Origin of the sequence: Treponema primitia (assembly GCF_046533075.1) — a bacterium.
Taxonomy (GTDB): domain Bacteria; phylum Spirochaetota; class Spirochaetia; order Treponematales; family Breznakiellaceae; genus Termitinema; species Termitinema primitia_B.
The window spans coordinates 19,560-42,236 of sequence record NZ_JAJQRB010000060.1; the positions used below are offsets into that span (position 1 = coordinate 19,560).

21 protein-coding genes are annotated in these 22,677 nt (G+C 52.7%); 15 read left to right on the top strand and 6 right to left on the bottom strand.

What is annotated here, in order from left to right; translation table 11 throughout:
- Window positions 1-4 precede the first annotated feature (4 nt).
- From LQZ19_RS12630 to LQZ19_RS12645, 4 genes are read right to left on the bottom strand one after another with little or no spacing between them, the layout of a single operon-like run.
- Window positions 5-1,036, bottom strand: coding sequence for a branched-chain amino acid ABC transporter permease (locus LQZ19_RS12630; protein ID WP_411048030.1), 1,032 nt, complete (start codon window positions 1,034-1,036; stop codon window positions 5-7).
- 3 nt (window positions 1,037-1,039) lie between these two features.
- A complete protein-coding gene (locus LQZ19_RS12635) occupies window positions 1,040-1,921 on the bottom strand; it encodes a branched-chain amino acid ABC transporter permease (protein ID WP_411048031.1) in 882 nt (293 codons plus the stop codon).
- Between the two features lie 29 nt (window positions 1,922-1,950).
- Window positions 1,951-3,075 carry an ABC transporter substrate-binding protein gene (locus LQZ19_RS12640; protein WP_411048032.1) on the bottom strand — a complete coding sequence of 375 codons (1,125 nt, stop codon included), beginning with the start codon at window positions 3,073-3,075 and terminating at the stop codon, window positions 1,951-1,953.
- Window positions 3,076-3,124: 49 nt separating this feature from the next.
- Window positions 3,125-3,619: an L-2-amino-thiazoline-4-carboxylic acid hydrolase gene (locus tag LQZ19_RS12645; protein WP_411048033.1), complete on the bottom strand. Its 495-nt coding sequence runs from the start codon at window positions 3,617-3,619 to the stop codon at window positions 3,125-3,127.
- Between the two features lie 150 nt (window positions 3,620-3,769).
- Here LQZ19_RS12645 and LQZ19_RS12650 point away from each other — a divergent pair, with 150 nt between their 5' ends.
- From LQZ19_RS12650 to LQZ19_RS12665, 4 genes are read left to right on the top strand one after another with little or no spacing between them, the layout of a single operon-like run.
- The gene (locus LQZ19_RS12650) at window positions 3,770-4,450 is read left to right on the top strand and encodes a helix-turn-helix transcriptional regulator (RefSeq protein ID WP_411048034.1); all 681 of its coding nucleotides are present in this window, start codon (window positions 3,770-3,772) and stop codon (window positions 4,448-4,450) included.
- Entirely contained in the window at window positions 4,447-4,830 is a 384-nt protein-coding gene (locus tag LQZ19_RS12655) for a RidA family protein (RefSeq protein ID WP_411048035.1), read from the top strand. The genes LQZ19_RS12650 and LQZ19_RS12655 overlap by 4 nt, the downstream gene beginning before the upstream one ends.
- Window positions 4,831-4,836: 6 nt before the next feature.
- Window positions 4,837-6,087 carry an L-cysteine desulfidase family protein gene (locus tag LQZ19_RS12660; protein WP_411048036.1) on the top strand — a complete coding sequence of 417 codons (1,251 nt, stop codon included), beginning with the start codon at window positions 4,837-4,839 and terminating at the stop codon, window positions 6,085-6,087.
- A 56-nt stretch (window positions 6,088-6,143) separates the two neighbouring features.
- Window positions 6,144-10,127 (top strand): transglutaminase domain-containing protein, encoded by a 3,984-nt coding sequence (locus LQZ19_RS12665; protein WP_411048037.1) that lies wholly within the window; start codon window positions 6,144-6,146, stop codon window positions 10,125-10,127.
- Between the two features lie 93 nt (window positions 10,128-10,220).
- Here LQZ19_RS12665 and LQZ19_RS12670 read toward each other — a convergent pair whose 3' ends face one another.
- A complete protein-coding gene (locus LQZ19_RS12670; RefSeq protein WP_411048038.1) occupies window positions 10,221-10,622 on the bottom strand; it encodes an acyl-CoA thioesterase in 402 nt (133 codons plus the stop codon).
- 46 nt (window positions 10,623-10,668) lie between these two features.
- Between LQZ19_RS12670 and LQZ19_RS12675 the strand changes: the two genes are divergently transcribed.
- The 6 genes from LQZ19_RS12675 to LQZ19_RS12700 all read left to right on the top strand — a co-directional run bounded on the left by LQZ19_RS12675 (window position 10,669) and on the right by LQZ19_RS12700 (window position 15,997).
- Window positions 10,669-11,196, top strand: coding sequence for an NUDIX hydrolase (locus LQZ19_RS12675; RefSeq protein ID WP_411048039.1), 528 nt, complete (start codon window positions 10,669-10,671; stop codon window positions 11,194-11,196).
- A 114-nt stretch (window positions 11,197-11,310) separates the two neighbouring features.
- Window positions 11,311-12,486 (top strand): ABC transporter substrate-binding protein, encoded by a 1,176-nt coding sequence (locus LQZ19_RS12680; protein WP_411048040.1) that lies wholly within the window; start codon window positions 11,311-11,313, stop codon window positions 12,484-12,486.
- A 22-nt stretch (window positions 12,487-12,508) separates the two neighbouring features.
- Window positions 12,509-13,402 carry a branched-chain amino acid ABC transporter permease gene (locus LQZ19_RS12685; protein WP_411048041.1) on the top strand — a complete coding sequence of 298 codons (894 nt, stop codon included), beginning with the start codon at window positions 12,509-12,511 and terminating at the stop codon, window positions 13,400-13,402.
- 10 nt (window positions 13,403-13,412) lie between these two features.
- The gene (locus tag LQZ19_RS12690) at window positions 13,413-14,474 is read left to right on the top strand and encodes a branched-chain amino acid ABC transporter permease (protein WP_411048042.1); all 1,062 of its coding nucleotides are present in this window, start codon (window positions 13,413-13,415) and stop codon (window positions 14,472-14,474) included.
- On the top strand, window positions 14,474-15,229 hold the full coding sequence (locus tag LQZ19_RS12695) for an ABC transporter ATP-binding protein (protein WP_411048043.1): 756 nt from the start codon (window positions 14,474-14,476) through the stop codon (window positions 15,227-15,229). The genes LQZ19_RS12690 and LQZ19_RS12695 overlap by 1 nt, the downstream gene beginning before the upstream one ends.
- A 60-nt stretch (window positions 15,230-15,289) precedes the next feature.
- Complete coding sequence (locus LQZ19_RS12700; protein WP_411048044.1) at window positions 15,290-15,997, top strand: ABC transporter ATP-binding protein; 708 nt, start codon at window positions 15,290-15,292, stop codon at window positions 15,995-15,997.
- On the opposite strand, the gene LQZ19_RS12705 is transcribed toward LQZ19_RS12700, so the two are convergent.
- Entirely contained in the window at window positions 15,969-16,370 is a 402-nt protein-coding gene (locus LQZ19_RS12705) for a VanZ family protein (protein WP_411048045.1), read from the bottom strand. The genes LQZ19_RS12700 and LQZ19_RS12705 overlap by 29 nt on opposite strands.
- 58 nt (window positions 16,371-16,428) lie before the next feature.
- Between LQZ19_RS12705 and LQZ19_RS12710 the strand changes: the two genes are divergently transcribed.
- From LQZ19_RS12710 to rsxC, 5 genes are all read left to right on the top strand, one after another.
- Window positions 16,429-17,226 (top strand): undecaprenyl-diphosphate phosphatase, encoded by a 798-nt coding sequence (locus tag LQZ19_RS12710; RefSeq protein ID WP_411048046.1) that lies wholly within the window; start codon window positions 16,429-16,431, stop codon window positions 17,224-17,226.
- 55 nt (window positions 17,227-17,281) lie between these two features.
- A complete protein-coding gene (grpE, locus tag LQZ19_RS12715) occupies window positions 17,282-17,932 on the top strand; it encodes a nucleotide exchange factor GrpE (RefSeq protein WP_411048047.1) in 651 nt (216 codons plus the stop codon).
- Between the two features lie 26 nt (window positions 17,933-17,958).
- Entirely contained in the window at window positions 17,959-19,908 is a 1,950-nt protein-coding gene (gene dnaK, locus LQZ19_RS12720) for a molecular chaperone DnaK (RefSeq protein ID WP_411048048.1), read from the top strand.
- Window positions 19,909-19,999: 91 nt separating this feature from the next.
- A complete protein-coding gene (gene dnaJ, locus LQZ19_RS12725) occupies window positions 20,000-21,136 on the top strand; it encodes a molecular chaperone DnaJ (RefSeq protein ID WP_411048049.1) in 1,137 nt (378 codons plus the stop codon).
- A 138-nt stretch (window positions 21,137-21,274) separates the two neighbouring features.
- Window positions 21,275-22,669, top strand: a complete 1,395-nt coding sequence (rsxC, locus tag LQZ19_RS12730; protein ID WP_411048050.1) for an electron transport complex subunit RsxC — start codon at window positions 21,275-21,277, stop codon at window positions 22,667-22,669.
- Window positions 22,670-22,677 lie beyond the last annotated feature (8 nt).

Here is a 22,677-nt window from a genome sequence, read left to right on the forward strand (position 1 = left end):
GCCTTTACTTTATAGAAAGAAGCCCGTCGGTTTCCAAAATTTTTTTCATGTCCTTTGAAAACCCGTAGGGCAGCCGCGATTGCCAGCCCAAAAGCCCCTGGGGCCTGAAACGCATCATCAAAACCAGGATGAGCCCGTAGAGCACAAACCGGTAATCCATCATGAACCGGGATATCTCGGGGAAGATGATCAGAACTGCCGCCCCAAAGTACATCCCCCGCATGGTGCCGAGTCCGCCCAAAATAGTCATACTGATAATTTGTGAAGAAACATCAAAGGTGAATGAATTGGGATCGATGTACCCAACCATGGGCGCGTAATAGGCCCCGGCGATTCCGGAAAGAAACGCGGCCAGCACAAAGGCCAGCACCTTATAGTAGGTCGTTTTAATGCCCATCATCTGGGCGGCGATCTCGTCTTCCCGGATGGAAATAAACGCCCTGCCTATTTTGGACTTAATAATAAGTCTACAAAAAAGAGAAACCAGAATTACCAGGGCCAGGATCAAATAGTACAGACCGTTATTGGCGAAGGACAGTTTTATGCCAAAAAAAACCGGCAGGGGAATATTCCGTATCCCCAGGGTCCCATTGGTAACCGGGTCCCAGTTCATCAGAATCATCCGTATGATCTCCCCAAATCCCAGGGTAACAATGGTCAGATAGGAACCTTTTAATCGGAAGGTTGGCAGTCCCAGCAAAAACCCGCAGAACCCTGCCAGCACCGCCCCGGCGCACATGGAAAGCCAGAAACTCAAGCCGAAGCGGATCATCAGCAGGGTGGAGGTATAGGCGCCGATGGCGTAAAAACCGGCGTTCCCCATGGAAAGCTGACCCGTGTACCCGGCGACCAGGTTGAGCGCCAGGGTCAGGATGGAATAGATGCCGATAACGATGAGGATACGCATGATATACCGGCTGAACCCGAAAAGGGGTACCGCCGCAAGCAGGAGGATAAGACCGGCAAAGAAATAAACCCTCCGGGCGGATAGGAATTCTTCTATTTTAAAGAAAAAGTCCGTCTGTTTTTTTGCCATGGCTTACACCTTTATTACTTCATTCTTACCGAAGATTCCCGCGGGGCGGAAAATCAAAACCACAATAAGAATAATAAAGGCCATGGAATCCCGGTAATTGGAACCGATGTACAGGGCGGCGACACTTTCGATGATTCCAACCGCAAGGCCCCCTACCAGCGCCCCCGGGAGGCTGCCGATACCCCCTAACACCGAAGCGGCAAATGCTTTAAGACCAATCATAAAGCCCATGCCGGGGTACACCACCTGATAGTAACCGCTGACCATACCCCCGGCTATGGCGGCGGAAGCTCCCCCCATCAGGAATGTAAGGGTAATGATACTGTTTACATTAACACCCATGAGGGAGGCGGCTTTAATATTTTGAGCCGTCGCCCTCATGGCAAGACCGATTTTGGTTTTCTGTACAACCAGCAGCAGAACTAAAAGCAGCGCCAGGGACACACCGAACATAACAAACTGACGGCTGTTCATCTGTATCCCGTTGAAGTTGAGCATCCCCAGATTAAAAAAATCCGGAAAGGGTTTCCGCTGACTGCCGAAAATAACCACCAGCATATTCTGGATTATGTTGGATATGCCCAGGGTGGTTACCAGGGCAGCAATGGGTACGGACTTTTTTTTCCGCAGCGGAGAGAGGGCAAGTTTATCGATCAACACGCCAAGGAGACCGGTTATGACCACCGCACAAATAATCGCGGGGATGGGACCAAAATGTATACCCACAAAAAACAGCGCAGCATGGGCGCCAAAGGCATAAACCGCGCCATGGGAAAAGTTGATCAGCCTAAGTATACCGAATACCAATGAATAACCGACCGCCACCAGGGCATATACCAGCCCCAGAGCGATTCCATTAAAAAGCTGCTGTATCAATACTGCCACGGTTCACCCCCTGTGGTCGCCACTATTGTTTAATACTGAACGAACTTACCATTCTTGATTACCACCTTCTGGAATGTTTTTGAAGCGTCTCCGATGGCATCAAATGTGGTGGGGCCGGTAATACCGGGATAGCTGATGTTGTTCACCGCATTCCGCACCGCTTCGTGGTCCAGGGTACCCGCCTTTTTGATCGCCTCAAGCAGAATCCCGATAGAATCATAGGCCTGTGCAGCCAGGGAAGACGGCTCCATGCCGAACCGCTTCTTGAACTCGTTGACAAATTCCATAACCGTCGGGTCCGGAGATTCGGCGAAAAAGCTTACCGGCGCAAAGAGACCTTCAACGGCGCTGCCCCCGAGCTGAATGATCTGCTGGGTGTACGCGTTGGATACCCCAAGAAGCTGAATTTTGGGATCCGCTTCTTTGTACTGCCTGGCCAGGGGCCCGTAGAGGCTGTACATACCAACTGCAATAACCGCTTCGGCGCCCGCGGCCTTCAGTTTAGCAATGGCCGGGGTATAATCGTCTGATGTTTCAAGAACCTGTTCGTAGGCTACCAGGTTAAGTTTATTGTTGGACTTGACATAATCCGCCGCAATGCCCCCGGCGGTTGTTCCCCAGTCGGTCTTAATAGCGATAATACCGACATTCTTGAGGTTTAAATCGTTGGCCACCACATCAACTACAACCTTGAACTCTTCTGAAATTACGGTATTATTCCGGAAAATATAATTACCGATTTTCGAATAGTCCGGATGAGAAGCGCAGTTGGAAATCTCAATAACCTTGTTTTCCTGATAGGTCGGCGCCGCGGTCATACTGACCCCGGAGGAGAAGTGTCCCAGAACACCGATAATATCCTTGTTGCTTACGATCTTCTGGGCGATGGAAGCGGCTTCTTCGGCGGAGTTTTTATCATCGTAGATAACAAGCTCTATCTGCTTGCCTAAAACTCCCCCCGCTTTGTTCCACCTTTCTACCATGATTTGCGCCGCAGTCAAAAAACTCTGCCCGTATTCGGCATTGTCCCCGGTCATGGGCAGCGCCACCGCAATCTTTACGGTATCACCGCTGCCGCTTGCTTGCTGGCCGTTACCAAAAACGGCAGCTGCGGACAACAGGCCCGCCAACATCAAAACCAATACTCTTTTCATTTTTTCCTCCTCTTGTTTTCAGGTCTTCCATAAGAAAGCCCGTGTTTACTTATTTATAGAAATGCAGTTTGCAATCCGGGCAGCCCTTAGCGATGGTCTCGTCCAAGCCCAAGGTCAGGCCCATTACTTCGGCGATACCCCGGTCCCCGTCCATTGCCATATCGCAAAGGAGGGTACAGGTTGCCTCGTCAAAGCCCAGTTTCTGCCAGGCGCTGACCAGGGCGCAATAATGAAAATCTACATTGAGATTATCCTTATCCGTCTTGATGGGCCGCATATCAAAGGTTTTGATAACCAGATCGCTTAAAAAGTTATCTTTGAAATCCGAGCAGTCCTTCGGATCAGCGCATTTGCCCTTGATGTTTTCCCCGTGGATACGGCCGCACCGTTTAATAGCGCGCCGGATAATCGGCTCGGCGTCAATTCCGGCTTTCTTCATCTCGTCATAGATAAGTCCCATCCAGGTTGCCCGGTGTTCAATCTGGGCTCGATTTACGTCCCCAACCACGTCGGTGGGATTTGCGATATTCTTGATTTGCGACATACTAAGGCTCCTCTCCTCTGAGTTTTACGAACCACTATAGATCAATGTGAAAAAAGAAGCAAGTACCCATTAAAAAAATTTAATATTTATTAATATTTTTTAATTCTTATTGACAAATTTGCAAAGTTTGGTTTATTATTCATTTCAGAGATGACAACAACCCATGCTTCAATAACCGTAAAGGATAAGCAGATTCTGGACTCCGTAAAACCCATTGTAGACGGTATTGCCGCTTTTATGGGCGAGAATTGCGAGGTGGTACTCCATTCCCTTGAGAGCCTGGATTGCTCAGTTATTCATATTGCCAACAGCCATGTAACCGGCCGAGGTCTAGGGTCCCCCATAACGGAACTGGGAATGAAAATTCTCCGGGAATCCGCCAACACCAGCAAGGATGTCACCGATTGCTCCTATTCAAAAACCACGGACGGAAAAACCCTGCGGTCCATTACCGTCACGATCCGTAACCCCGCAAACAAGCCTATTGGCATGATATGTATTAACATGAACATGAACGCCCCACTGCTTAGCCTGATTAACACCTTGGCTATTCCACAGGCGGAAAATCCCGAAGGTCCGGAAAATTTCGTGACTAACCTGGATGAACTGATACAAACAACCCTGCGGGCAACGATCATAAACATAAACGGACATCATGATATTCCCAACCACGAGAAAAACAAGACCATCGTGTGTGAACTTATTAAGAAAGGACTATTTGATATACGCGGAGCGATCGATATTGTGGCGCGGGAACTTTCGGTTTCCCGTTACACCATTTACAACTATATACGGGAACATAAATCGTCCCAAAAAAAGGAAACGGTATGAAAAAAGCAATCGCAACAACCAAGGCGCCGGCGGCCATAGGCCCCTATTCACAGGCTATATCGGCCGGGGGATTTCTCTACATCTCCGGCCAGCTGCCTATAGATGCGGAAACCGGAAAAATGGGCGGTAACATCGGCGAACAGGCCCGGGCAAGTCTGCAGAATATCGATAACATTCTACAGGAAGCGGGGCTTAGCCGGAATAATGTGGTTAAGACCACTATTTTTCTTAAAAACCTGGCGGATTTTGAGACGGTAAACAAGATTTATGGTGAATTTTTTGCGGGGTCCGTCTTTCCGGCCCGGTCAACCATAGAAATATCCCGGCTTCCAAGGGATGCATCCATAGAAATTGAAGCCATTGCCTGTAACAATGGATAGGGATTGATGGAAGACTTTGAATTTCTCCTTGACCAGATCAAGGATTCCGTGAAAATCGCCACAGGCTGTACGGAACCCGTGGCGATTGCCCTGAATTGCGCGGTTGCCCGTAAACATACTCCGGGGGAAATCAAATCGGTAACCATTAAAATGGATATGGGCTTACTTAAAAACGCCATGTTCGTGGGGATCCCCGGAGTTTCAGGCCGGGGTATTAAACTCTGCGCCGCCCTGGGCATCCTGGGTGGAGATCCCGACGACGGGATGGATGTGCTGAGCAGGATTACGGGGGAGCATGAAAGGGCCGCACAATCGCTGTTGCCCCGGATCGCCGTCAGTCCCCGGGAAGATTGCAGCGAACTCTACATTGAAACGATCATAACCACCGACATTGCCGAAACCCGGGTCATCACCTATAAGAACCACGACCACATAGCCGGTGTCGAGCACCCCCCCTACAGTGTCTTTGAGCCGGAGATTAACCTTGATGCGGAACGGATTAAAAAATTCACCCTGGGCCGGTTGCGGCAGTTTGCCGACGAGGCCGCCCTTGAAAAAATCAGTTTTCTTGAAGAGGGTGTGGCGATCAACCGGAACATAGCGGCCAAGGGGATGGAGATGGGTTTTGGCAAATCCCTTTCTGCCTTGAACAAGAACCTCCTCTGGGGGGACTCCCTTATTCCCCACGTGCAGATGCTTACCGGGGCGGCCTCCTTTGCCCGTATGACCGGGGTTCAGCTGCCGGTGATGATCGCCACGGGCAGCGGAAACCAGGGGATCACCATTTTCCTCACCGTTGCGGCGGCGGCTGAAAAACTGGAAGTGCCCCGGGAAAAGCTAATCCGCGGACTTGCCATGGCCATGGGGGTGAATCTGTTCGCCAAAGCCTACCTGGGTACCCTGGCGCCCATATGCGCCTGCGGCGTTGCTTCCGGCCTTGCCGCCGCAGTAGGTATAGTCTATCTCCTGGACGGTAATACCGCCCAAATGATGGGAGCCATCCGCAGCATGATCGGCGGAATAACCGGGATGATCTGCGACGGCGCCAAGGAAGGCTGCGCCAACAAGGTAGCCATTTCCGCCGCCACCGCCGCCCTGTCCGCCATGACCGCGGTCTCGGATTTTTCCATATCCGAAGATGATGGCATCCTGGCGGAAGATATCCACGATGTATTCCGGAACATGGAATATCTTACAAAAACCGGGATGGAAAATACCAACAGGGCAATTTTGGAAATCATGTCCCAGAGGGGCTAAGTTGTTCCGGAAGGTCCTGCGTTTGCAAAACGCCTTATTTATGCTACGCTCTAAAAATGGAGATGCCCGATCGATCCGCAAAGCTTCAACACCTAATCGCCCTCCTTCTTAGGTCCGTAGCCCTCTTCGCCATACTCTGGCAGTTCCGTCTCCTGGCCGCCGATCTGGCGGATACCGCTGTTTACGCCGCCACCCTAATCTTCGCCTTCCTTAGTGCGCTATATCTCGCCAAAAAGGTGCCTGGCACCGTTGGCGCCCTACTGATCCTATTTCTCATACCCTGGGCTGCCCGGGCGGGTATCGCCTTGCCACGGCTCTTTGTGCCCGGTGTTGCTATCACCCTGGATTCCCTGCTCCTCAACCTGGACCGGAACAGCTTTGTCGTCTTGGTTCCCTTTTATTGGGCGGCCTTTTCTACCTACTTTGCCGCCCGGTTCCGCCGTTTTTTGCGGGCCGATATTATCGCCGCGGACGTGCTCCTCCTGGTGCTTTACTCCATAGTCCGCAGCTCTGATCTCCCCGCTTACCGCTGGCCGGTGCTGATGATCGCCGTTTTTTCCCTCATCATTTTCCTGCAGATTCTCGCGTTTATGCTCTCCCTGCCCCCGGAGTACCGGCTGAAAAAACGGGAGGGGATACTGGGGGGGCTGACCCTGTTTATACTGGTTGTCCTTGGGGGGATGCTCATGATACGGCCTTCCCAGGAAGGGGCGGTGGATAAGGGCGGTGGGCTCCTGGAACCGAATATGTTCCACTTCGATTTTTCCCAGGTACTGCGGCTGGAAAGTGAAATCAGCATGAACGATGATCTGGTCTTTATCGTCCGCAAGGATCCTGAGGATGATCACATTTACCTGAGGCGTTACGTACTTTCCGGCTACAACCCCAAACAGGGATTCTACCGCCACGAAACGATCGATGAAGCCGCCCAGCCACAGCGGCTGCCGGACCGGCGTATCGTTCTGGAAGCGGAGCCCATAGAAAATTTTCGCTTTACCAACCAGGAATATTTTCTGGTTAATTTCGATTCCTCCGCCCTGATCGCCTTAAAGGAGCCCGTGGAAATTGTTCCCTTTGACAGTTGGGACGCCTCCTCCTTCAGTTCCGCCTATGCCGTTCAAAGCCAGACCAGCGAAGTATTGCCCTTCGAGTTGGCGGACGCCATGCCGGAGGAGCTTTCGGGGGAAAGCCTGGAACTAAGCCCGGAAGAGTACGCCTACTATACCGAGTACGGCGAAAACGAACGGATAGCCGAATATGCCAAGGAGCTTACCCAGGGGCTTGCATCCAACTGGGAAAAGATTCAGGTTATCTTTGAGACCCTGAAATACGGCGATTACCGTTACAGCCTGAAACCGGGGATTGCCCCGGACGGCGATCAGCTGGGCTATTTCCTCTTTGAAACTAAAAAGGGTTACTGTTCCTATTACGCATTTGCCTTTACCATGCTCCTGCGCTCCCTGGGTATCCCTGCCCGGATCGCCGCAGGCTTTTTTATCGATCCTTCTCTGGATACCTTTAACTATTACCCGGTCCGTTCCGATATGGCCCATGCCTGGGTGGAGGTCCGCTACCCCGGGTACGGCTGGATAGAATACGACCCCACCACGGAAAACTTAGCGGAGGACGAGGACTTTCGCTTTTCCTCCGGGGTTCCCCAGGATCTGTTTGAACGGCTTATGCGGGAAATCCTGGAAAACCGTTCCCGCCTGAATCCCAAGGAAGGCGCCGACGATAACTCTACCACCACTGTCCTGGGCGCGCTTGGCCGTAATGTCCGTTCCTTCCTCCGGAACCATTGGCTGCCCCTGGTGATCACCCTGGTCTGCAGCATCTTCTTAAGCATACGTACCGGTTTCCTCTGGCTTTCAAAGCTGGCGCGAAAGCCCCGGAAAAAAGCGGGCCTTCTCTGGGTCCATACTCTCCGGAGGCTCCGCCTGGCGGGCTATAAACGGGATGCCCGGACAAAGGGAGAGGCCGAGTGGGCCCGGGATATGGAGCCTTTCTTCCCGGGTACCCGGGATCTTTACCAGAACATAGCCGCCGCCCGCTACGCCCCGGAATATACTGCGGAACAGTGGAAAACCCTGGACGGGCAGTACCGCCTATTCTCGGCAAACTACCGGAAACAGGTATCCCTCCCCCGGCGTATCCTCGGCTGGCTCCTGCCGCCCCTGGCCATGGCCGCAAAAAACGCCGGACGCCGCTTGGCGCTGTTCCTGGCAATCCTGCTGATCCCCCTAAGCGGGGATACGGCGCGAGCCCAGGATGACCAGTCCCGGATAACGGAAAGCAGCGAATTCGCCCCGCTTTACAACCAAGCCCAGGATGCCCAGCAGGCTGAATTCTGGGAGCGGGCTATCGAGCTATACACCCAGGGTATGGAAGAATTTCCCCTGGACTTCCGGTTTTCCTGGGCCCTGGGGCGGCTCTACGAAAGCCGTAAGCTCTACGGACTTGCCTGGGAGGCCTTCCGAAAAACGGAAACCCTGATACCCTACGACCCGGATCTTCTGTACGAGATGGCCCTTACCGCGGGGTATCTGAACGAAAACGCCACAGCGGTGGAGTATCTGGAACGGCTCTTAACCACATTCCCGGACAACCTGGATGCCATCGGCAACCTGGCGTGGATGTACTACAAGCTCCACCGGCTGGGCGAAGGGGAACGGCTCCTCCTGGATACCCAGAACCGGTTCGGCCCAAGCCCCGATTTCGCCATGACCCTGGGTACCATCTATTCCGAAATGTTTCGGTACGAGGACGCGAAAAAATGGTATTTGGAAGCAATTGAGGGGGGGAAAAAGTGGGGGGATCGGGCCTTTGCTTCGGTGGCCCATTACAACCTATCCCTTCTGGAAGCCCGGTTTTACCATTTTCCCGAATCCCTGGAGCGGACCAACTCTTCCCTGGCCTCCCAGAACCGCGCCTCCGGATGGCTGGCACGGGGGGAACTGTACCTCCACCGGCTGGATTTTCCCCGGACCTTTGCGGATTACCAGGAGGCCTACGAAATCGATAACTCCCCCCTGTCCAAGATCAACATGGCCCAGGTTTTCCAAATCGCCGGCCGGCTTGAGGAAGCCCGGCTCTATGCCGAAGACAGCCTTAATTCCCGAGACCTGTCATGGATGATGAACTACGGTATCGATCCGGACCGGTATAAACGGGATCTCCACCAAATCCTCTGGCACACCTATTCCGGGTTGGCGGAAACTCAAGCCCTGAGCCCCTACAGCGGTCTTAGGGATCGCCTCAATAATTTCGTCCGGCTGCAATACTACCGGTTTAAGTCCGCCGTCCACCGCCATCTCTTCCGGAAGTACAGCCTCCTTTCGGCCCAAGCTTATGGGGCGGAAACGCCGGTATCAGGAGAACTCCGTCTGGATGCCCTAATCCAATACTACAACGCCTTTGAGGCCTACCCCCGGCGGGCCAATGTTTATCTTACCATGGCCCGGGATTTTGAGACGTCCCTGATCCCCCAGGCGGCCAATTCCTACGATGAAGAAGCGGGAGCCCTCTTTAAGAACCGGGAACTCCTCCGCCAGACCATCGACGCCTTTGACCCAATATGGGAACGGGATATGATAGCCGATACCTATACCGAACTTGCCCTTCTGGCCAAGGGCGCTAACCGCCGTGATGAACGGCAGGACACCGCCGAACGGCTCTACGCTCTGAACCGCGGAGCTCTCCGCCAGAAGGGCATTAAACTCCCGGTGGAACTTATCATCGAACTCTTCGGTTCCGACGGCGATAGACCGGCCGAAGAAACCCGCCGCATAGAACGGTCCCTTCGTAGGCTGCTCCCCAAGGCGGGTTTTCAGCTGATCCCGGTATACGAAACCAGCAACGCCATTCCGCCCCGTTTCCGCCTGACCGTCACCATCGGCTCCGGCGAACTCCGCTGCGAACTCTACGATGCCGGCCGAGGCGCCTCGGTATGGCAGCGCCCCATCCCGCTCCCAAAGCTCTCCGCCCGGGAACTCAGCGCCGCCGTCCGCACCCTGGCGGATACTGCTTTTACGGTGAAATAACCAAGAATTTAACCACGGACAAAGAAGAGAAACCGCAGAGGACGCAGAGGGAAGAACACAGAGGACACGGAGAAGAGGGGGGCTTCCCTGATGCTACGCTGAATCCGGTTTGAGCCCTGGCATATCCCATTCCGGGGGGATCTTGGTGGGTATGCCCTTGGAATCCACGAAGGCCCAGGTGACCTCCGCCTCGGCGATGATATCCTCGCCCCGGAGTATGCGCTGGGCGATAATGCCGCTTACTGCGCCCTTCTTGATAGGCCAGGATTTGATAAGAAGCTCATCCTCCGCTATGGCGGATTTCTTGTATTCGATCACAACCTTGGCAACATAGACCCCGTAACCGGCTTTAATCACCTTGGGATAATCGAAGCCCACGGCTTTGAGCAGCTGGTACCGGGCAAATTCCAGGTAGTTCAGATAGTTGGCGTTGTTCACATGGCCATAGCTGTCACATTCGTAGGTACGAACCGTTAAAGAACATTCACAAATCATGGTTGCTATTATATAATACAGAAAAGTCCTATTCAACGAGGTTAGCATGTTTAAATTTTGCCCGTCCTGCGGTTCCCAAAACATTCAGTTTGAAAACAACAAAAAATTCCACTGCCCGGACTGCGGATTTTCATATTACCATAATACCGCCGCCGCCACGGGTTGTGTTGTCAGTACGGGGGAGGAAATTATTCTCCTGGTCCGGGCCAAGGACCCCGCCAAGGGAAAGCTGGATCTACCCGGCGGCTTTGTGGACCCCGGAGAGGGCGCCTTTGAGGGCCTGCGCCGGGAATGCCGGGAGGAGCTCGGTTGGGACCCGGGGCCGAACTTCACCCTCTTTGCCTCCTTCCCCAATATCTACCCTTATAAGAACATTACCTACAATACCTGCGATCTTTTTTTTACCATCACCGTTCCGGGCCTCAAACCCGGAGATTTCAAGCTGGAAGAAAAGGAAATTGGCGGGATTCGTTTTGTTAAACCCGGAGACATTAAACCGGAGGATCTGGCCTTTGATTCAACCAGACGGGCAATAAAGGCTTATTTGGAATACAACACCATCCGGGGCAAATGAAGAAGCTCCCGGTCCAATCAATCCCTAAACGGTTTTTCAACATCCTTGCTATATTGGCGGTAATAATGCATAATAGCGTAATATTTTAAGCGTTTTTTTAAAATGGAGGAATTTATGAAAAAAGCTATTAAAGGGTTAAGCTTAGGGGTGTTTATGGCGCTCCTGGCGGTCTCCCTGATTACCGGCTGTAAAAAGAATACCGTCGCGGCCGGTAATGGGGATATTATCAAAATCGGGGTTTTTGAACCCATGACCGGGGCAAACGCTGCGGGCGGGGCTATGGAAACCGAAGGAATACGTCTTGCCAACGAACTTTTCCCCACTATTGAAGTTGGCGGGAAGACCTACAAAGTTGAGTTGGCTATTGTGGATAACAAATCCGATAAGGTTGAAGCGGCCACTGCGGTTCAGCGGCTTATCGACCGGGAGAAGGTCCAGGTCATCCTCGGTTCCTGGGGTTCATCCCTTTCCATGGCCGGAGGCGAAGTCGCCAAGGATGCAAAGATCCCCGTAATCGGCCTTTCCTGCACCAATCCCCTGGTTACTGCGGGAAATGATTACTACTTCCGGGTATGCTTTATCGATCCCTTCCAGGGAATCGTTATGTCCAACTACGCCTTCAACGATCTCAAGGCTAAGACCGCCGTCATTGTTCAGGAGGTTTCTAACGATTACTCCGTAGGGCTGGCGAAATTCTTCTCCGATAATTTCAAGCTTCTCACCAAGAACAATAGCGCCATCCTGACCACAGTTAATTACAATACCGGCGATCAGGACTTCAGCGCCCAACTCACCGGTATCAAAGCCCTGAATCCCGAGGTAATCTTCGCTCCGGGCAATTACACCGAATCCGCCCTGGTCATTAAACAGGCCCGGGAACTGGGCATCAATGTGCCCTTTATCGGCGGTGATACCTGGGAGACCCCGGAATTCATCGATGTGGGCCGGGAATACGTTGAAGGGGCAGTGTTTTCTACCTTCTTCGCCTCCGAATACGCTGCTTCCCCGATAGCGGAATCCTTCCTTAAAGAATACCGCGCCCGGTACAACAAGGAACCCGCTGCAGTAACCGCGCTTGGTTATGACGGCTATCTAGTCGCCTTGGACGCCATCAAGCGGGCCGGCTCGGTGAACCCCCAGGCTATTCGGGACGCTATTGCAAAAACCCAGGGCTTTGTGGGCGCCGCCGGGATCGTTTCCCTAGACTCCAACGGGGATGCCACTAAGAGTGCATTCCTCAAGATTGTTAAGGGGGGAAAGTTCGCTTTCCAGACCATTGTTAATCCCTAGATCGTAAAAAAGGACAGGACGAGTGAACTTTGATGTATTTCTGCAGCATATCTCCAACGCCCTGTCCTTGGGTAGTCTCTACGCCCTCATCGCCATCGGCTATACCATGGTGTACGGCATACTCCGGCTCATCAACTTTGCCCATGGCGATGTGTTTATGCTCGGCGGCTATATCGCCTTTTACGCGGTTACGGTCTTTTTTATGCCCTGGTGGGTCGGCTTTATTGTAGCCTTTGGACTCACGGGGATCTTCGGCATAGGTCTGGAACGGGTGGCCTATAAACCCCTGCGTAATTCTCCCAAGATTTCCATTATGATAAGCGCCATCGGCGCATCCTTCCTGCTGGAAAACCTGGCCACGGTAATCTTCGGCGGGCGGCCCAAGGGCTTCCCGGTACCGGAGCTTTTTAACCATGTGGCCCACATTGGCAGTGTTTCTGTAGCCTACATCAGCCTCCTTATTCCGGTGCTTACCGCAGTATTATTAACGATACTGTTGATCATTGTGCTCAAAACAAAAACCGGCATGGCCATGCGGGCAGTTTCCACGGATCTGTCCGCAGCCCGGCTTATGGGCATTGATGTAAACCGGATCGTCTCGTTTACCTTTGGCGCCGGTTCGGTATTAGCCGCCATCGGGGGAGTCATGTGGGCAACCAAATACCCCCAGCTTAACCCCACCATGGGGATGATTCCCGGGCTCAAATGTTTTATCGCCGCAGTTATCGGCGGAATCGGCAATATATCCGGAGCTGTCCTGGGGGGTCTCCTCCTGGGCTTCATCGAGATCATGATCATCGCATTCCTCCCAACCCTTACGGGTTACCGGGACGCCTTTGCCTTTGTATTACTCATTTTTGTGCTCATGGTAAAGCCCTCGGGTCTTCTGGGCAGAAACCAGGTAGAAAAGGTATAGGGAGCGGCGGATGATTCTGGACAAAAAACAAAACCGTACCGTAAGCATTATCGCTCTCATCCTGGCCCTTGGCTTTGTCATTCTGGCGGACACGGTCTTTAGTTCCTTTTCCCGAAGGATCTTCAACCTCTGCGGAATCTATATTATTCTTGCGCTCTCGCTCAACCTGCTTAACGGCTTTACCGGACTCTTTTCTCTGGGCCACTCGGGTTTCATGGCCATTGGCGCCTATGTGAGCGCCCTCCTCACCATGAGTCCTGCCCAGAAAAGCATGAATTACTTTATGACCCCCATTGTCCCTATCCTGGCGAATGTGGAGCTTCCCTTTATCCCCGCCCTTATCATTGCCGGGCTTACGGCAGCCCTGGCGGGTTTCCTCATCGGCACACCGGTACTGCGGCTTCGGGACGACTATCTAGCCATCGCCACCCTGGGCTTTTCTGAGATAATCCGGGTGGTACTCACCAATCTTCAACCGGTAACCAACGGCGCCCTGGGCCTTAAGGGGCTGCCGAAATATGCAAGTACCTATATGATCTGGGCCTTAGTGTTCCTAACGGTGGTCTTCATGATTGCGCTCATAAACTCCGCTTTTGGCCGGGCCTGCAAGGCGGTTCGAGATAACGAAATAGCTGCCCAGGCCATGGGCATCCACATTGCCCGGGTTAAAATCCTCAGTTTTACTATTTCCAGTTTTATGGCCGGCGTAGGCGGCGCCCTCCTGGGCCACCTGATGAGCACCATTGACCCAAAAATGTTCACCTTCAGCCTGACCTATAACATCCTGCTCATTGTGGTCCTTGGGGGCAACGGCAGCATCACCGGATCGATAATCGCCTCACTTATAGTAACGATCTCCATGGAGGCCCTCCGTTTCCTGGACGGCCCCCTAAACCTGCTGCTTTTCCGAACCCAGGGTCTTCCGGGCCTCCGGATGGTGGTATTCAGCGCCCTCCTTCTCTTAGTGGTAATCTATCGCCAGGAAGGCCTTATGGGGAAAAAAGAATTTTCCTGGAACCGCATCCTTGATGCCGGGCTAATAAAAAAACTCTTGGGTCGTGGAGGCGCGTAATGCTGGAAACCAACAACATTACCATGCAGTTCGGCGGCCTCACCGCGGTATCCGATTTTTCCATCACCGTGGCGGACGGTGAAATTGTAGGACTCATCGGCCCTAACGGTGCGGGAAAAACCACGGCCTTTAACGTAATTACCGGGGTCTATACACCCACCAGGGGAACCATACTTTTCAACGGAAAAAACATCGCCGGTAAACAGCCACATAGGATCACCGGTACGGGTATAGCACGGACCTTTCAGAATATACGCCTTTTCCATGAGATGACGGTGCTGGAAAACCTTCTGGTGGCCTGTAACCTCCGGGAGAAACCCAATCTCTTTGAATCGGTGCTGCACCTTCCCGGCTATATAGCCCGGGAAAAAAAGGCCCGGGAATTTTCTTTAAACCTGTTGGAATCGGTGGGACTCCTCAATAACGCCAATGATAACGCAGTATCCTTGCCATACGGGAAACAACGCCGCCTGGAAATAGTCCGCGCCCTGGCCACCGAGCCAAGCCTGCTGCTCCTGGACGAACCTGCCGCGGGGATGAACCCTCAGGAATCCCAGGAGCTGATGGAATTTATTGTGGGTATTCGGGACAAATTCAAGATCTCAGTATTACTGATAGAACACCATATGCAGGTAGTGATGGGTATCTGCAACTGGCTTTATGTGCTTGATTACGGCATTACCATCGCCAAGGGCGCCCCCGCAGAGATACGGAAAAATCAGAAGGTCATCGACGCCTACCTGGGGGTGGACTAATGCGAAACTTCGTTCCGTTTCGATTCAACTGTGCGGTATCCGCCGCACAAATGAGGGGTTATGCTTAAACTGGAAAACCTTTCGGTATACTACGGCGGCATCCACGCTCTGCGGGGTATCGACATAGAGGTTGAGGACGGTAAGATCATTACCCTTATCGGCGCCAATGGCGCAGGCAAAAGCACTATGCTCAACAGTATTGTTGGCCTGATAAAAAGCTCTTCAGGTAAAATCCTTTGGAATGGAGCGGATATTACCGGCCGAGACACCAAGGATATAGTCTCCATGGGTCTGGTGTTGATCCCCGAGGGCCGCCGCGTATTCCCCAACCTGACGGTGGAAGAAAACCTCCGCCTGGGCGCCTACGCCCGCAGCGACAAGATGGGCATCAAAAAAGACCGCGACCGCTGTTACACCCTCTTCCCCCGGCTCAAAGAACGATCCCATCAGCACGCCGGTACCCTGAGCGGCGGTGAACAGCAGATGCTCGCCGTAGCCCGGGGTCTCATGTCAAGCCCAAAACTTCTCATGCTGGATGAACCCTCCCTGGGCCTTGCCCCCCTGGTCTCCCGGATGATCTTCGAAATCGTCCGGGAAATAAACAAAAACGGTACCACCGTATTGCTGATAGAACAGAACGCCCACGCTGCGCTGGAAATAGCAGACTACGCCTACGTCCTGGAGACTGGGGTAATCACCATGCAAGACACGGGAGCGGCGCTGTTGAATAATGAGGGGATTAAGAAGGCTTACTTGGGGGAGGGGTGAAAAGAGCAGACCCCAAAAAAACAGCCCCGAGAAAGGCGCCGATGGTGTCGGCTATCCAGTCCCATACATTGCAGTCACGGCCGGGTACGAAAAACTGGTGTACCTCGTCAATTACCCCATAGAGGGAGCTGATAAAAACAAGCAGAAACAGGGTCCGCAGACGGTGGAATTTACGTTGGGCGGGAGAAAACCAGAAGAATACGGTAACCGCGAGGACCAGATAGGCAATTACGTGCTGGAGTTTATCGAAGCCCAGGATGCCCTTTGGAGTGGGGAGGATGCTCTGGGAAGAAAGACACCAAATACTGACTACAACCAACAGAGCAGGTATTTTAGGTAATATTTTAAAGATTAGGGTCATGATTGCCGTCATTTAGCTCCGGACAGGATGTAGCCTTGTATAGGGCTGATATTATCATTATGGTAAATTAATGAATATATTTGAAGCCATTGTTCTGGGCGCTATTCAGGGGCTTACGGAATTTCTTCCGGTAAGCAGTTCCGGACATCTGGTCCTTTTACAAAAAATTTTCGGTATCGCTGAACCGATGCTGCTTTTTGATACCCTGGTCCACGTGGGGACCTTGATTGCGGTTTTTATTGTATTATGGAACGATATTTCGACCATCCTACGGCGAATTGTTCAGCCCCTTACGGGGTACCTCATCCTGGCAACCATACCTACGGTTATTGTGGCCCTCCTTTTGAAAGATTTTATCGAAGAAACCTTCCAATCAGCAGCTTTTCTGGGATTTTCCTTCCTTTTCACTGCCCTAGCCCTCCTGGTATCGGAACAGGTGTCTCGATTTTCGGTAAGGGTTAAGCCTCAGGCGGCTATGGACTGGTTTGATGCCCTGGTTATCGGTATTTGTCAGGCTATCGCCATTATTCCGGGGGTTTCCCGGTCCGGGCTGACCATTTCGGGGGCTCTTTCCCGCAGGCTGAACCGGGATTTTGCCGCACGATTCGCCTTCCTCCTCTCCATTCCGGCAATCCTGGGCGCCCTGATTTTGCAGCTAAAGGATCTTGCCAAAAGTGGGTTCCCCCCAACTATGGATCCGGCGTCTATGATAGCCGGAACAGTGACCGCTGCGGTAATCGGTTTTTTCTCAATAAAATTTATGCTGAAAATTGTCAAAACCCGGTCCTTCCGAGGCTTCGCCCTCTATATGGCGATCCTGGGTTTCCTGGTCCTGGCGGATCAGCATTTCTTCCATTTCTTCTTTTAATTAATAAAAGGATTTTCCTTGACCTTTATCTCTGGTATAAGTATTTTTGTACAAAATGAAAGATATTGAAAAAACTCAATCAGAAGAAGCAGCTTTCGCTGAAGGTGAACCGACAGCCCCGGTTCAGGGTGGATCGGAGCCGGATCTTTCTATAGATGTACCGTCATCCGACCCGGCGGCGGATGCTGGGGCAGACTCGGCAACGGCGTCAGCCGAACTTAGCCCGGAAGAGAAGATCGCCGACCTGGAAGAAAAGCTTAGGGAAGCCAATGATCTGTATCTGCGGAAGGCCGCGGATTTTGAAAATTTCCGCAAACGGATGAACCGGGAAAAGCAGGATGCCATAGACTTTGCCAACCAGAGCCTGCTTTTAGACCTTATTCTGATAATCGACGATTTTGACCGGGCTATTAAATCCGCGGAAAACTCAAAGGAATTTGACAGTTTTTACGAGGGTATCACCCTGATAGAAAAACGCCTTACCACCCAGCTGGAAAACAAATGGGGGCTTAAGCGATTTGATTCTGCGGGTGAAGCCTTTGACCCGAACCGGCATGAGGCTATTATGATGGAAAAATCTCCGGAAATTACCGACCCCGTGGTTCAAGAAGATTTTTTTAAAGGCTATACTCTTAAAGACCGGGTCGTGAGAAGCGCTAAAGTAAAGGTTTTAATGCCCGAGGAAACCCTTCGGCAAGAAAATTAAGTATATTAAAGTAAAGGAGTCGATATATGGGCAAAATTATTGGTATTGACTTAGGGACCACCAACTCTTGTGTGGCTGTCCTTGAGGGCGGCGAACCGGTGGTTATCCAGAATTCAGAAGGGGGCCGGACAACCCCCTCCATTGTTGGGTTTACCAGCAAGGGCGAACGGCCTGTGGGCCAGCCCGCGAAAAACCAGATGATCACCAACCCCGAAAACACTGTTTATTCCATAAAGCGGTTTATGGGACGTCGGTATTCCGAGGTTTCCAACGAGATGAGTCTGGTGTCCTATAAGGTAGTAGAACAGGGAGATGATGTCCGGGTGGACGTTGACGGGAAAAAATATTCTCCCCAGGAGATCTCCGCCTTCGTATTGCAGAAGATGAAGAAGACCGCCGAGGACTATCTGGGCGAGGCGGTTACCGAGGCGGTTATTACCGTACCGGCCTACTTCAACGACGCCCAGCGCCAGGCTACCAAGGATGCGGGAAAGATCGCCGGCCTTGATGTTAAACGGATCATCAACGAACCAACCGCGGCCTCCCTGGCCTTCGGTTTCAATAAGGACCAGAAAAAAGAAAAAACCATCGCCGTTTACGACCTGGGCGGCGGTACCTTCGATGTTTCCATCCTGGAACTGGGGGAAGGGGTTTTTGAAGTAAAATCCACCAACGGCGATACCCACCTGGGGGGTGACGATTTTGACCGCCGCATCATGGAATGGCTTATCACCGAATTCAAACAGGATACGGGAATCGACCTTTCCAAGGACCGTATGGCCCTGCAGCGGCTTCGGGAGGCAGCGGAAAAAGCTAAGATAGAGCTTTCCGCCATGCAGGGTACCGAAGTGAACCTTCCGTTTATTACGGCGGATCAGACGGGACCCAAACATCTCCAAAAGTCCCTCACCAGGGCAAAATTTGAACAGATGGTAGGGGACCTGCTGGAACGGTCCAAAGACCCTTGTAAAAAGGCTCTGAGCGATGCGGGGCTCACTGCGGATCAGATTGACGAAGTAATTTTAGTGGGGGGCTCCACACGTATCCCTGCGGTACAACAGATCGTAAAGGATCTGTTTAAAAAAGAACCAAATAAAGGGGTTAACCCTGACGAAGCGGTAGCCATTGGCGCCGCTATCCAGGGCGGTATCCTTGGTGGTGATGTGAAGGATGTACTCCTCCTGGACGTAACACCCCTTTCCCTGGGCATCGAAACCCTGGGCGGGGTTATGACCAAGCTCATCCCCCGGAATACCACCATCCCCACCCGGAAAAGCCAGATCTTCTCCACCGCTGCGGATGGTCAGAACGCGGTTTCCATCAATGTACTCCAGGGTGAACGGGAAATGGCCAACCAGAACCGTACCTTGGGTCGTTTCGACTTGGTGGGCATACCGCCGGCGCCTCGGGGAGTTCCCCAGGTTGAGGTCGCCTTCGATATTGATGCAAACGGTATAGTGCACGTATCCGCGAAAGACCTGGGTACCGGTAAGGAACAGAAAATCCGTATCGAAAGCTCCTCGGGCCTGAACGACCAGGATATTGACCGCATGGTTAAGGAAGCGGAACTCCACGCCGAGGAAGACAAGAAAGAGCGGGAAAAGGCGGAGGTCCACAACGAAGCGGACACCATGATCTACAGTACCGAAAAGAACATTAAGGACCTGGGCGATAAAATAAGCGCCGAAGATAAGTCTAAGACCGAAGAAGCCATTGCGGATCTGCGCAGGGCCCTGGAGGGTGGAGAGATCCAAACCATCAAGGACAAAACCGAAGCCCTGAAACAGGTTTCCTACAAAATCGCCGAGGAGCTCTACAAGCAGCAGGGCGCTCAAGGCGGCGCAGGACCGGATATGGGAATGGGCGGCATGGGCAGCGGCCCCTCTGCGGGTCCCAGCAGCGACGATTCCTCCGGCCCCGGTAACAACACCAAAAGTGCGGAAGATGCCGATTACGAAGTAGTAGACGACAAATAAGAAATTGGGATTTGGAGAGGAGAGAGAAGAAAATATTATTTTTCATCCCTTCTTCAAATTCCTTTCTTTACATTAAAGAAAGGGTGATGATGTGGCTAAGCGTGATTACTACGAAGTCTTAGGGGTCCAGAAAGACGCTTCCAAGGATGATATAAAAAAGGCCTATCGAAAGCTTGCCATACAGTACCATCCGGATAAAAACCCGGGGAATAAAGAGGCGGAAGAGAAATTCAAGGAAGCCTGCGAGGCCTACGAAGTCCTTTCGGACAACCAGAAACGCCCGGCCTATGACCAATTCGGCCATGCCGGGGTTGAAGGTATGGGGGGCGGTCAGGATTTTTCCCAGGCCTTTCGGGGGTTCGAGGATATTTTTGGAGATTTTTCCGGGATCTTCGATTCTTTTTTTGGGAGCAGTGGGGGTACTCGTTTTCGCAGCGGCGGTTCCGGCGGCGGGCATAGCGGCGTCCGACAGGGCGCCAATCTTCGTTACGATATTGAGATTCCCTTTAAAGATGCAGTTTTTGGCTCCAAGGTTGAAATCCAGTATTCCCGGAATGAAAGCTGCCCCACCTGTAAGGGGTCCGGAGCTGCCAACGGGACCGGAAAAAAAGTCTGCCCCTCCTGCCAAGGTTCAGGTCAGATTCGTCACAGTCAGGGGTTTTTTTCGGTGGCCAGTACCTGTCCGTCCTGCGGCGGGGAAGGGTATATTTTCGAGCATCCCTGCAAGGATTGCGGCGGTTCGGGAACCCAGAAAAAACGACAGAAGATTATGGTTACTATCCCGCCGGGGGTGGAAAATGGCCGACGGGTGGTAATCTCCCGGCAGGGAGACGCCGGCCCCGGAGGCGGTCCTCCCGGAGATCTCTACGTATTTATCCGGGTTAAATCCCATGAATATTTTGAGCGACAGAATGAAGACCTTTACTGCGCGGTACCCATTTCCGTAACCCAGGCCAGCCTGGGGGCGGATATTCAGGTATCTACCCTGGATGGCAAAACCATAAAAGTTAAGATCCCCCCGGGAATCCAGAACGGCAAACTCCTGCGTATCCGGGATGAGGGCGTCCCCACAGGCGGTCGCCGGGGTAACCTCTACATCAAGGTCATAGTGCAGATCCCCGCCAAGCTTTCCAAACGGGGGCGGGAACTCATGGAAGAGCTGTCCAAGGTCGAAGGCGAAGTGGATTCACCCAAACCTATTCCCCTTTCGGAACTCGCAGGGCAGTAATAAAACCAGACTCTCAAATAAAAAATATTTTATCTATAAAATTTTATTTAATATATCTTGACGCCTGTTGAATTTGATAATATTATAATATACCCATAATATAGTTTGTAGGCAGTTTATTTAGAAGAGAGGTCGCTAATGGCTGTAAGTACATTCAAGAGAGGTTTGCGCCTTCCAACCCGGAAGGATGCTACCGAGGGGAAGCCCGTAGAGCTTGCCCCTCTGCCCAAACAAGTGGTGATCCCCATTAATCAGCATTTCGGCGCGCCGAATAAATGTCTGGTAAATGTGGGGGACCATGTAAAACGGGGGCAGAAAATCGCCGATGCTGCGGCTCCGGGGCCCATGACCGTACCGGTCCATGCGTCCATTACCGGGGTGGTTAAGAAGATCGAGCCCCGGACCCAATCCAACAATACCGAGGGAATCTGCGTACTTATCGAGGCGGAAAGCGTCGATTCCGGGTCCGGCGGGGAAGAATTTCTTCCGCCCCTGGATCCTTTTACCTGTACCAAAGAGGAAGCCCTGGCCCGGATTCGGGAAGCGGGAATCATCGGTATGGGCGGAGCGGGGTTTCCCTGCCACATAAAGCTCAACCCGCCTCCGAATAAACCCATCGACATTATCATTGCCGACGGCGCCGAGTGCGAACCTTACCTTACCACCGACGAGGCGGTACTCACCGAAAAACCCAACCTGTTAATACTTGGCCTTACCATCGTGATGAAAATCACCGGGGTGAAAAAGGCCATCATCGGGATGGAGGATAACAAGGCTAAGCTTATCCCCATGATAGAGCGGGAGATCCGGTTAAGCGAACAGGCCGCATCGGTAGGCGAAATTAGCATAGGGCTTTGCAGGACCCGCTACCCCCAGGGGGGGGAGAAGCTGCTCATCACCGCCCTGACCGGACGGGAAGTGCCTTCCGGCGGGCTGCCCATGGATGCGGGCTGCATAGTCCAAAACGTGGGTACCCTGGTGGCCATTGCCGAAGCCTTTAGTCTGGGTAAGCCCCTGGTTGACCGGGACCTTACGGTAAGCGGCGGGGCCTGTAAAACCCCTAAAAACATCCGGGCGCCCATCGGGACATTGCTGCCGGATCTGCCGCCGGTGTTTATGGAGATTGGGTACGACAAACTGAGTAAGATCCTCTACGGCGGCCCTATGATGGGTAACGCGGTTCCGAATCTGAACATACCGATACAGAAAAACACCTCGGGCATCATCCTTATGACCGCCGCAGAAACCGTGGCGGAGTTGGAAGGTCCCTGTATCCGCTGCGGCCGGTGTATCCGGAACTGTCCCATACGGCTTTCCCCGGTGATTATGAACATGGCCCTGGAAGCGGGAGACCTGGACGAAGCGGTCACCGCGGGGCTGATGGATTGTATAGAATGCGGCAGCTGCACCTTCATGTGCCCCGCCCGGATTAAGCTGGTACAACGGTTCCGGGTTGGAAAAGGGCGCCTACGGATCAGACAACAGGCCCGACAAGCCGCACAGGCTGCAAAGCCTGCCCCCGCAAAAACTTAAGGAGAATT

What these genes read in the sequence shown, in the direction of transcription:
- LQZ19_RS12630 (WP_411048030.1), bottom strand. Translation starts at nt 1,036, where the DNA reads ATGGCAAAAAAACAGACGGACTTTTTCTTTAAAATAGAAGAATTCCTA.
- LQZ19_RS12640 (WP_411048032.1), bottom strand. Translation starts at nt 3,075, where the DNA reads ATGAAAAGAGTATTGGTTTTGATGTTGGCGGGCCTGTTGTCCGCAGCT.
- LQZ19_RS12645 (WP_411048033.1), bottom strand. Translation starts at nt 3,619, where the DNA reads ATGTCGCAAATCAAGAATATCGCAAATCCCACCGACGTGGTTGGGGAC.
- LQZ19_RS12650 (WP_411048034.1), top strand. Translation starts at nt 3,770, where the DNA reads ATGACAACAACCCATGCTTCAATAACCGTAAAGGATAAGCAGATTCTG.
- LQZ19_RS12655 (WP_411048035.1), top strand. Translation starts at nt 4,447, where the DNA reads ATGAAAAAAGCAATCGCAACAACCAAGGCGCCGGCGGCCATAGGCCCC.
- LQZ19_RS12660 (WP_411048036.1), top strand. Translation starts at nt 4,837, where the DNA reads ATGGAAGACTTTGAATTTCTCCTTGACCAGATCAAGGATTCCGTGAAA.
- LQZ19_RS12665 (WP_411048037.1), top strand. Translation starts at nt 6,144, where the DNA reads ATGGAGATGCCCGATCGATCCGCAAAGCTTCAACACCTAATCGCCCTC.
- LQZ19_RS12670 (WP_411048038.1), bottom strand. Translation starts at nt 10,622, where the DNA reads ATGATTTGTGAATGTTCTTTAACGGTTCGTACCTACGAATGTGACAGC.
- LQZ19_RS12675 (WP_411048039.1), top strand. Translation starts at nt 10,669, where the DNA reads ATGTTTAAATTTTGCCCGTCCTGCGGTTCCCAAAACATTCAGTTTGAA.
- LQZ19_RS12680 (WP_411048040.1), top strand. Translation starts at nt 11,311, where the DNA reads ATGAAAAAAGCTATTAAAGGGTTAAGCTTAGGGGTGTTTATGGCGCTC.
- LQZ19_RS12690 (WP_411048042.1), top strand. Translation starts at nt 13,413, where the DNA reads ATGATTCTGGACAAAAAACAAAACCGTACCGTAAGCATTATCGCTCTC.
- LQZ19_RS12695 (WP_411048043.1), top strand. Translation starts at nt 14,474, where the DNA reads ATGCTGGAAACCAACAACATTACCATGCAGTTCGGCGGCCTCACCGCG.
- LQZ19_RS12700 (WP_411048044.1), top strand. Translation starts at nt 15,290, where the DNA reads ATGCTTAAACTGGAAAACCTTTCGGTATACTACGGCGGCATCCACGCT.
- LQZ19_RS12705 (WP_411048045.1), bottom strand. Translation starts at nt 16,370, where the DNA reads ATGACGGCAATCATGACCCTAATCTTTAAAATATTACCTAAAATACCT.
- LQZ19_RS12710 (WP_411048046.1), top strand. Translation starts at nt 16,429, where the DNA reads ATGAATATATTTGAAGCCATTGTTCTGGGCGCTATTCAGGGGCTTACG.
- grpE (WP_411048047.1), top strand. Translation starts at nt 17,282, where the DNA reads ATGAAAGATATTGAAAAAACTCAATCAGAAGAAGCAGCTTTCGCTGAA.
- dnaK (WP_411048048.1), top strand. Translation starts at nt 17,959, where the DNA reads ATGGGCAAAATTATTGGTATTGACTTAGGGACCACCAACTCTTGTGTG.
- rsxC (WP_411048050.1), top strand. Translation starts at nt 21,275, where the DNA reads ATGGCTGTAAGTACATTCAAGAGAGGTTTGCGCCTTCCAACCCGGAAG.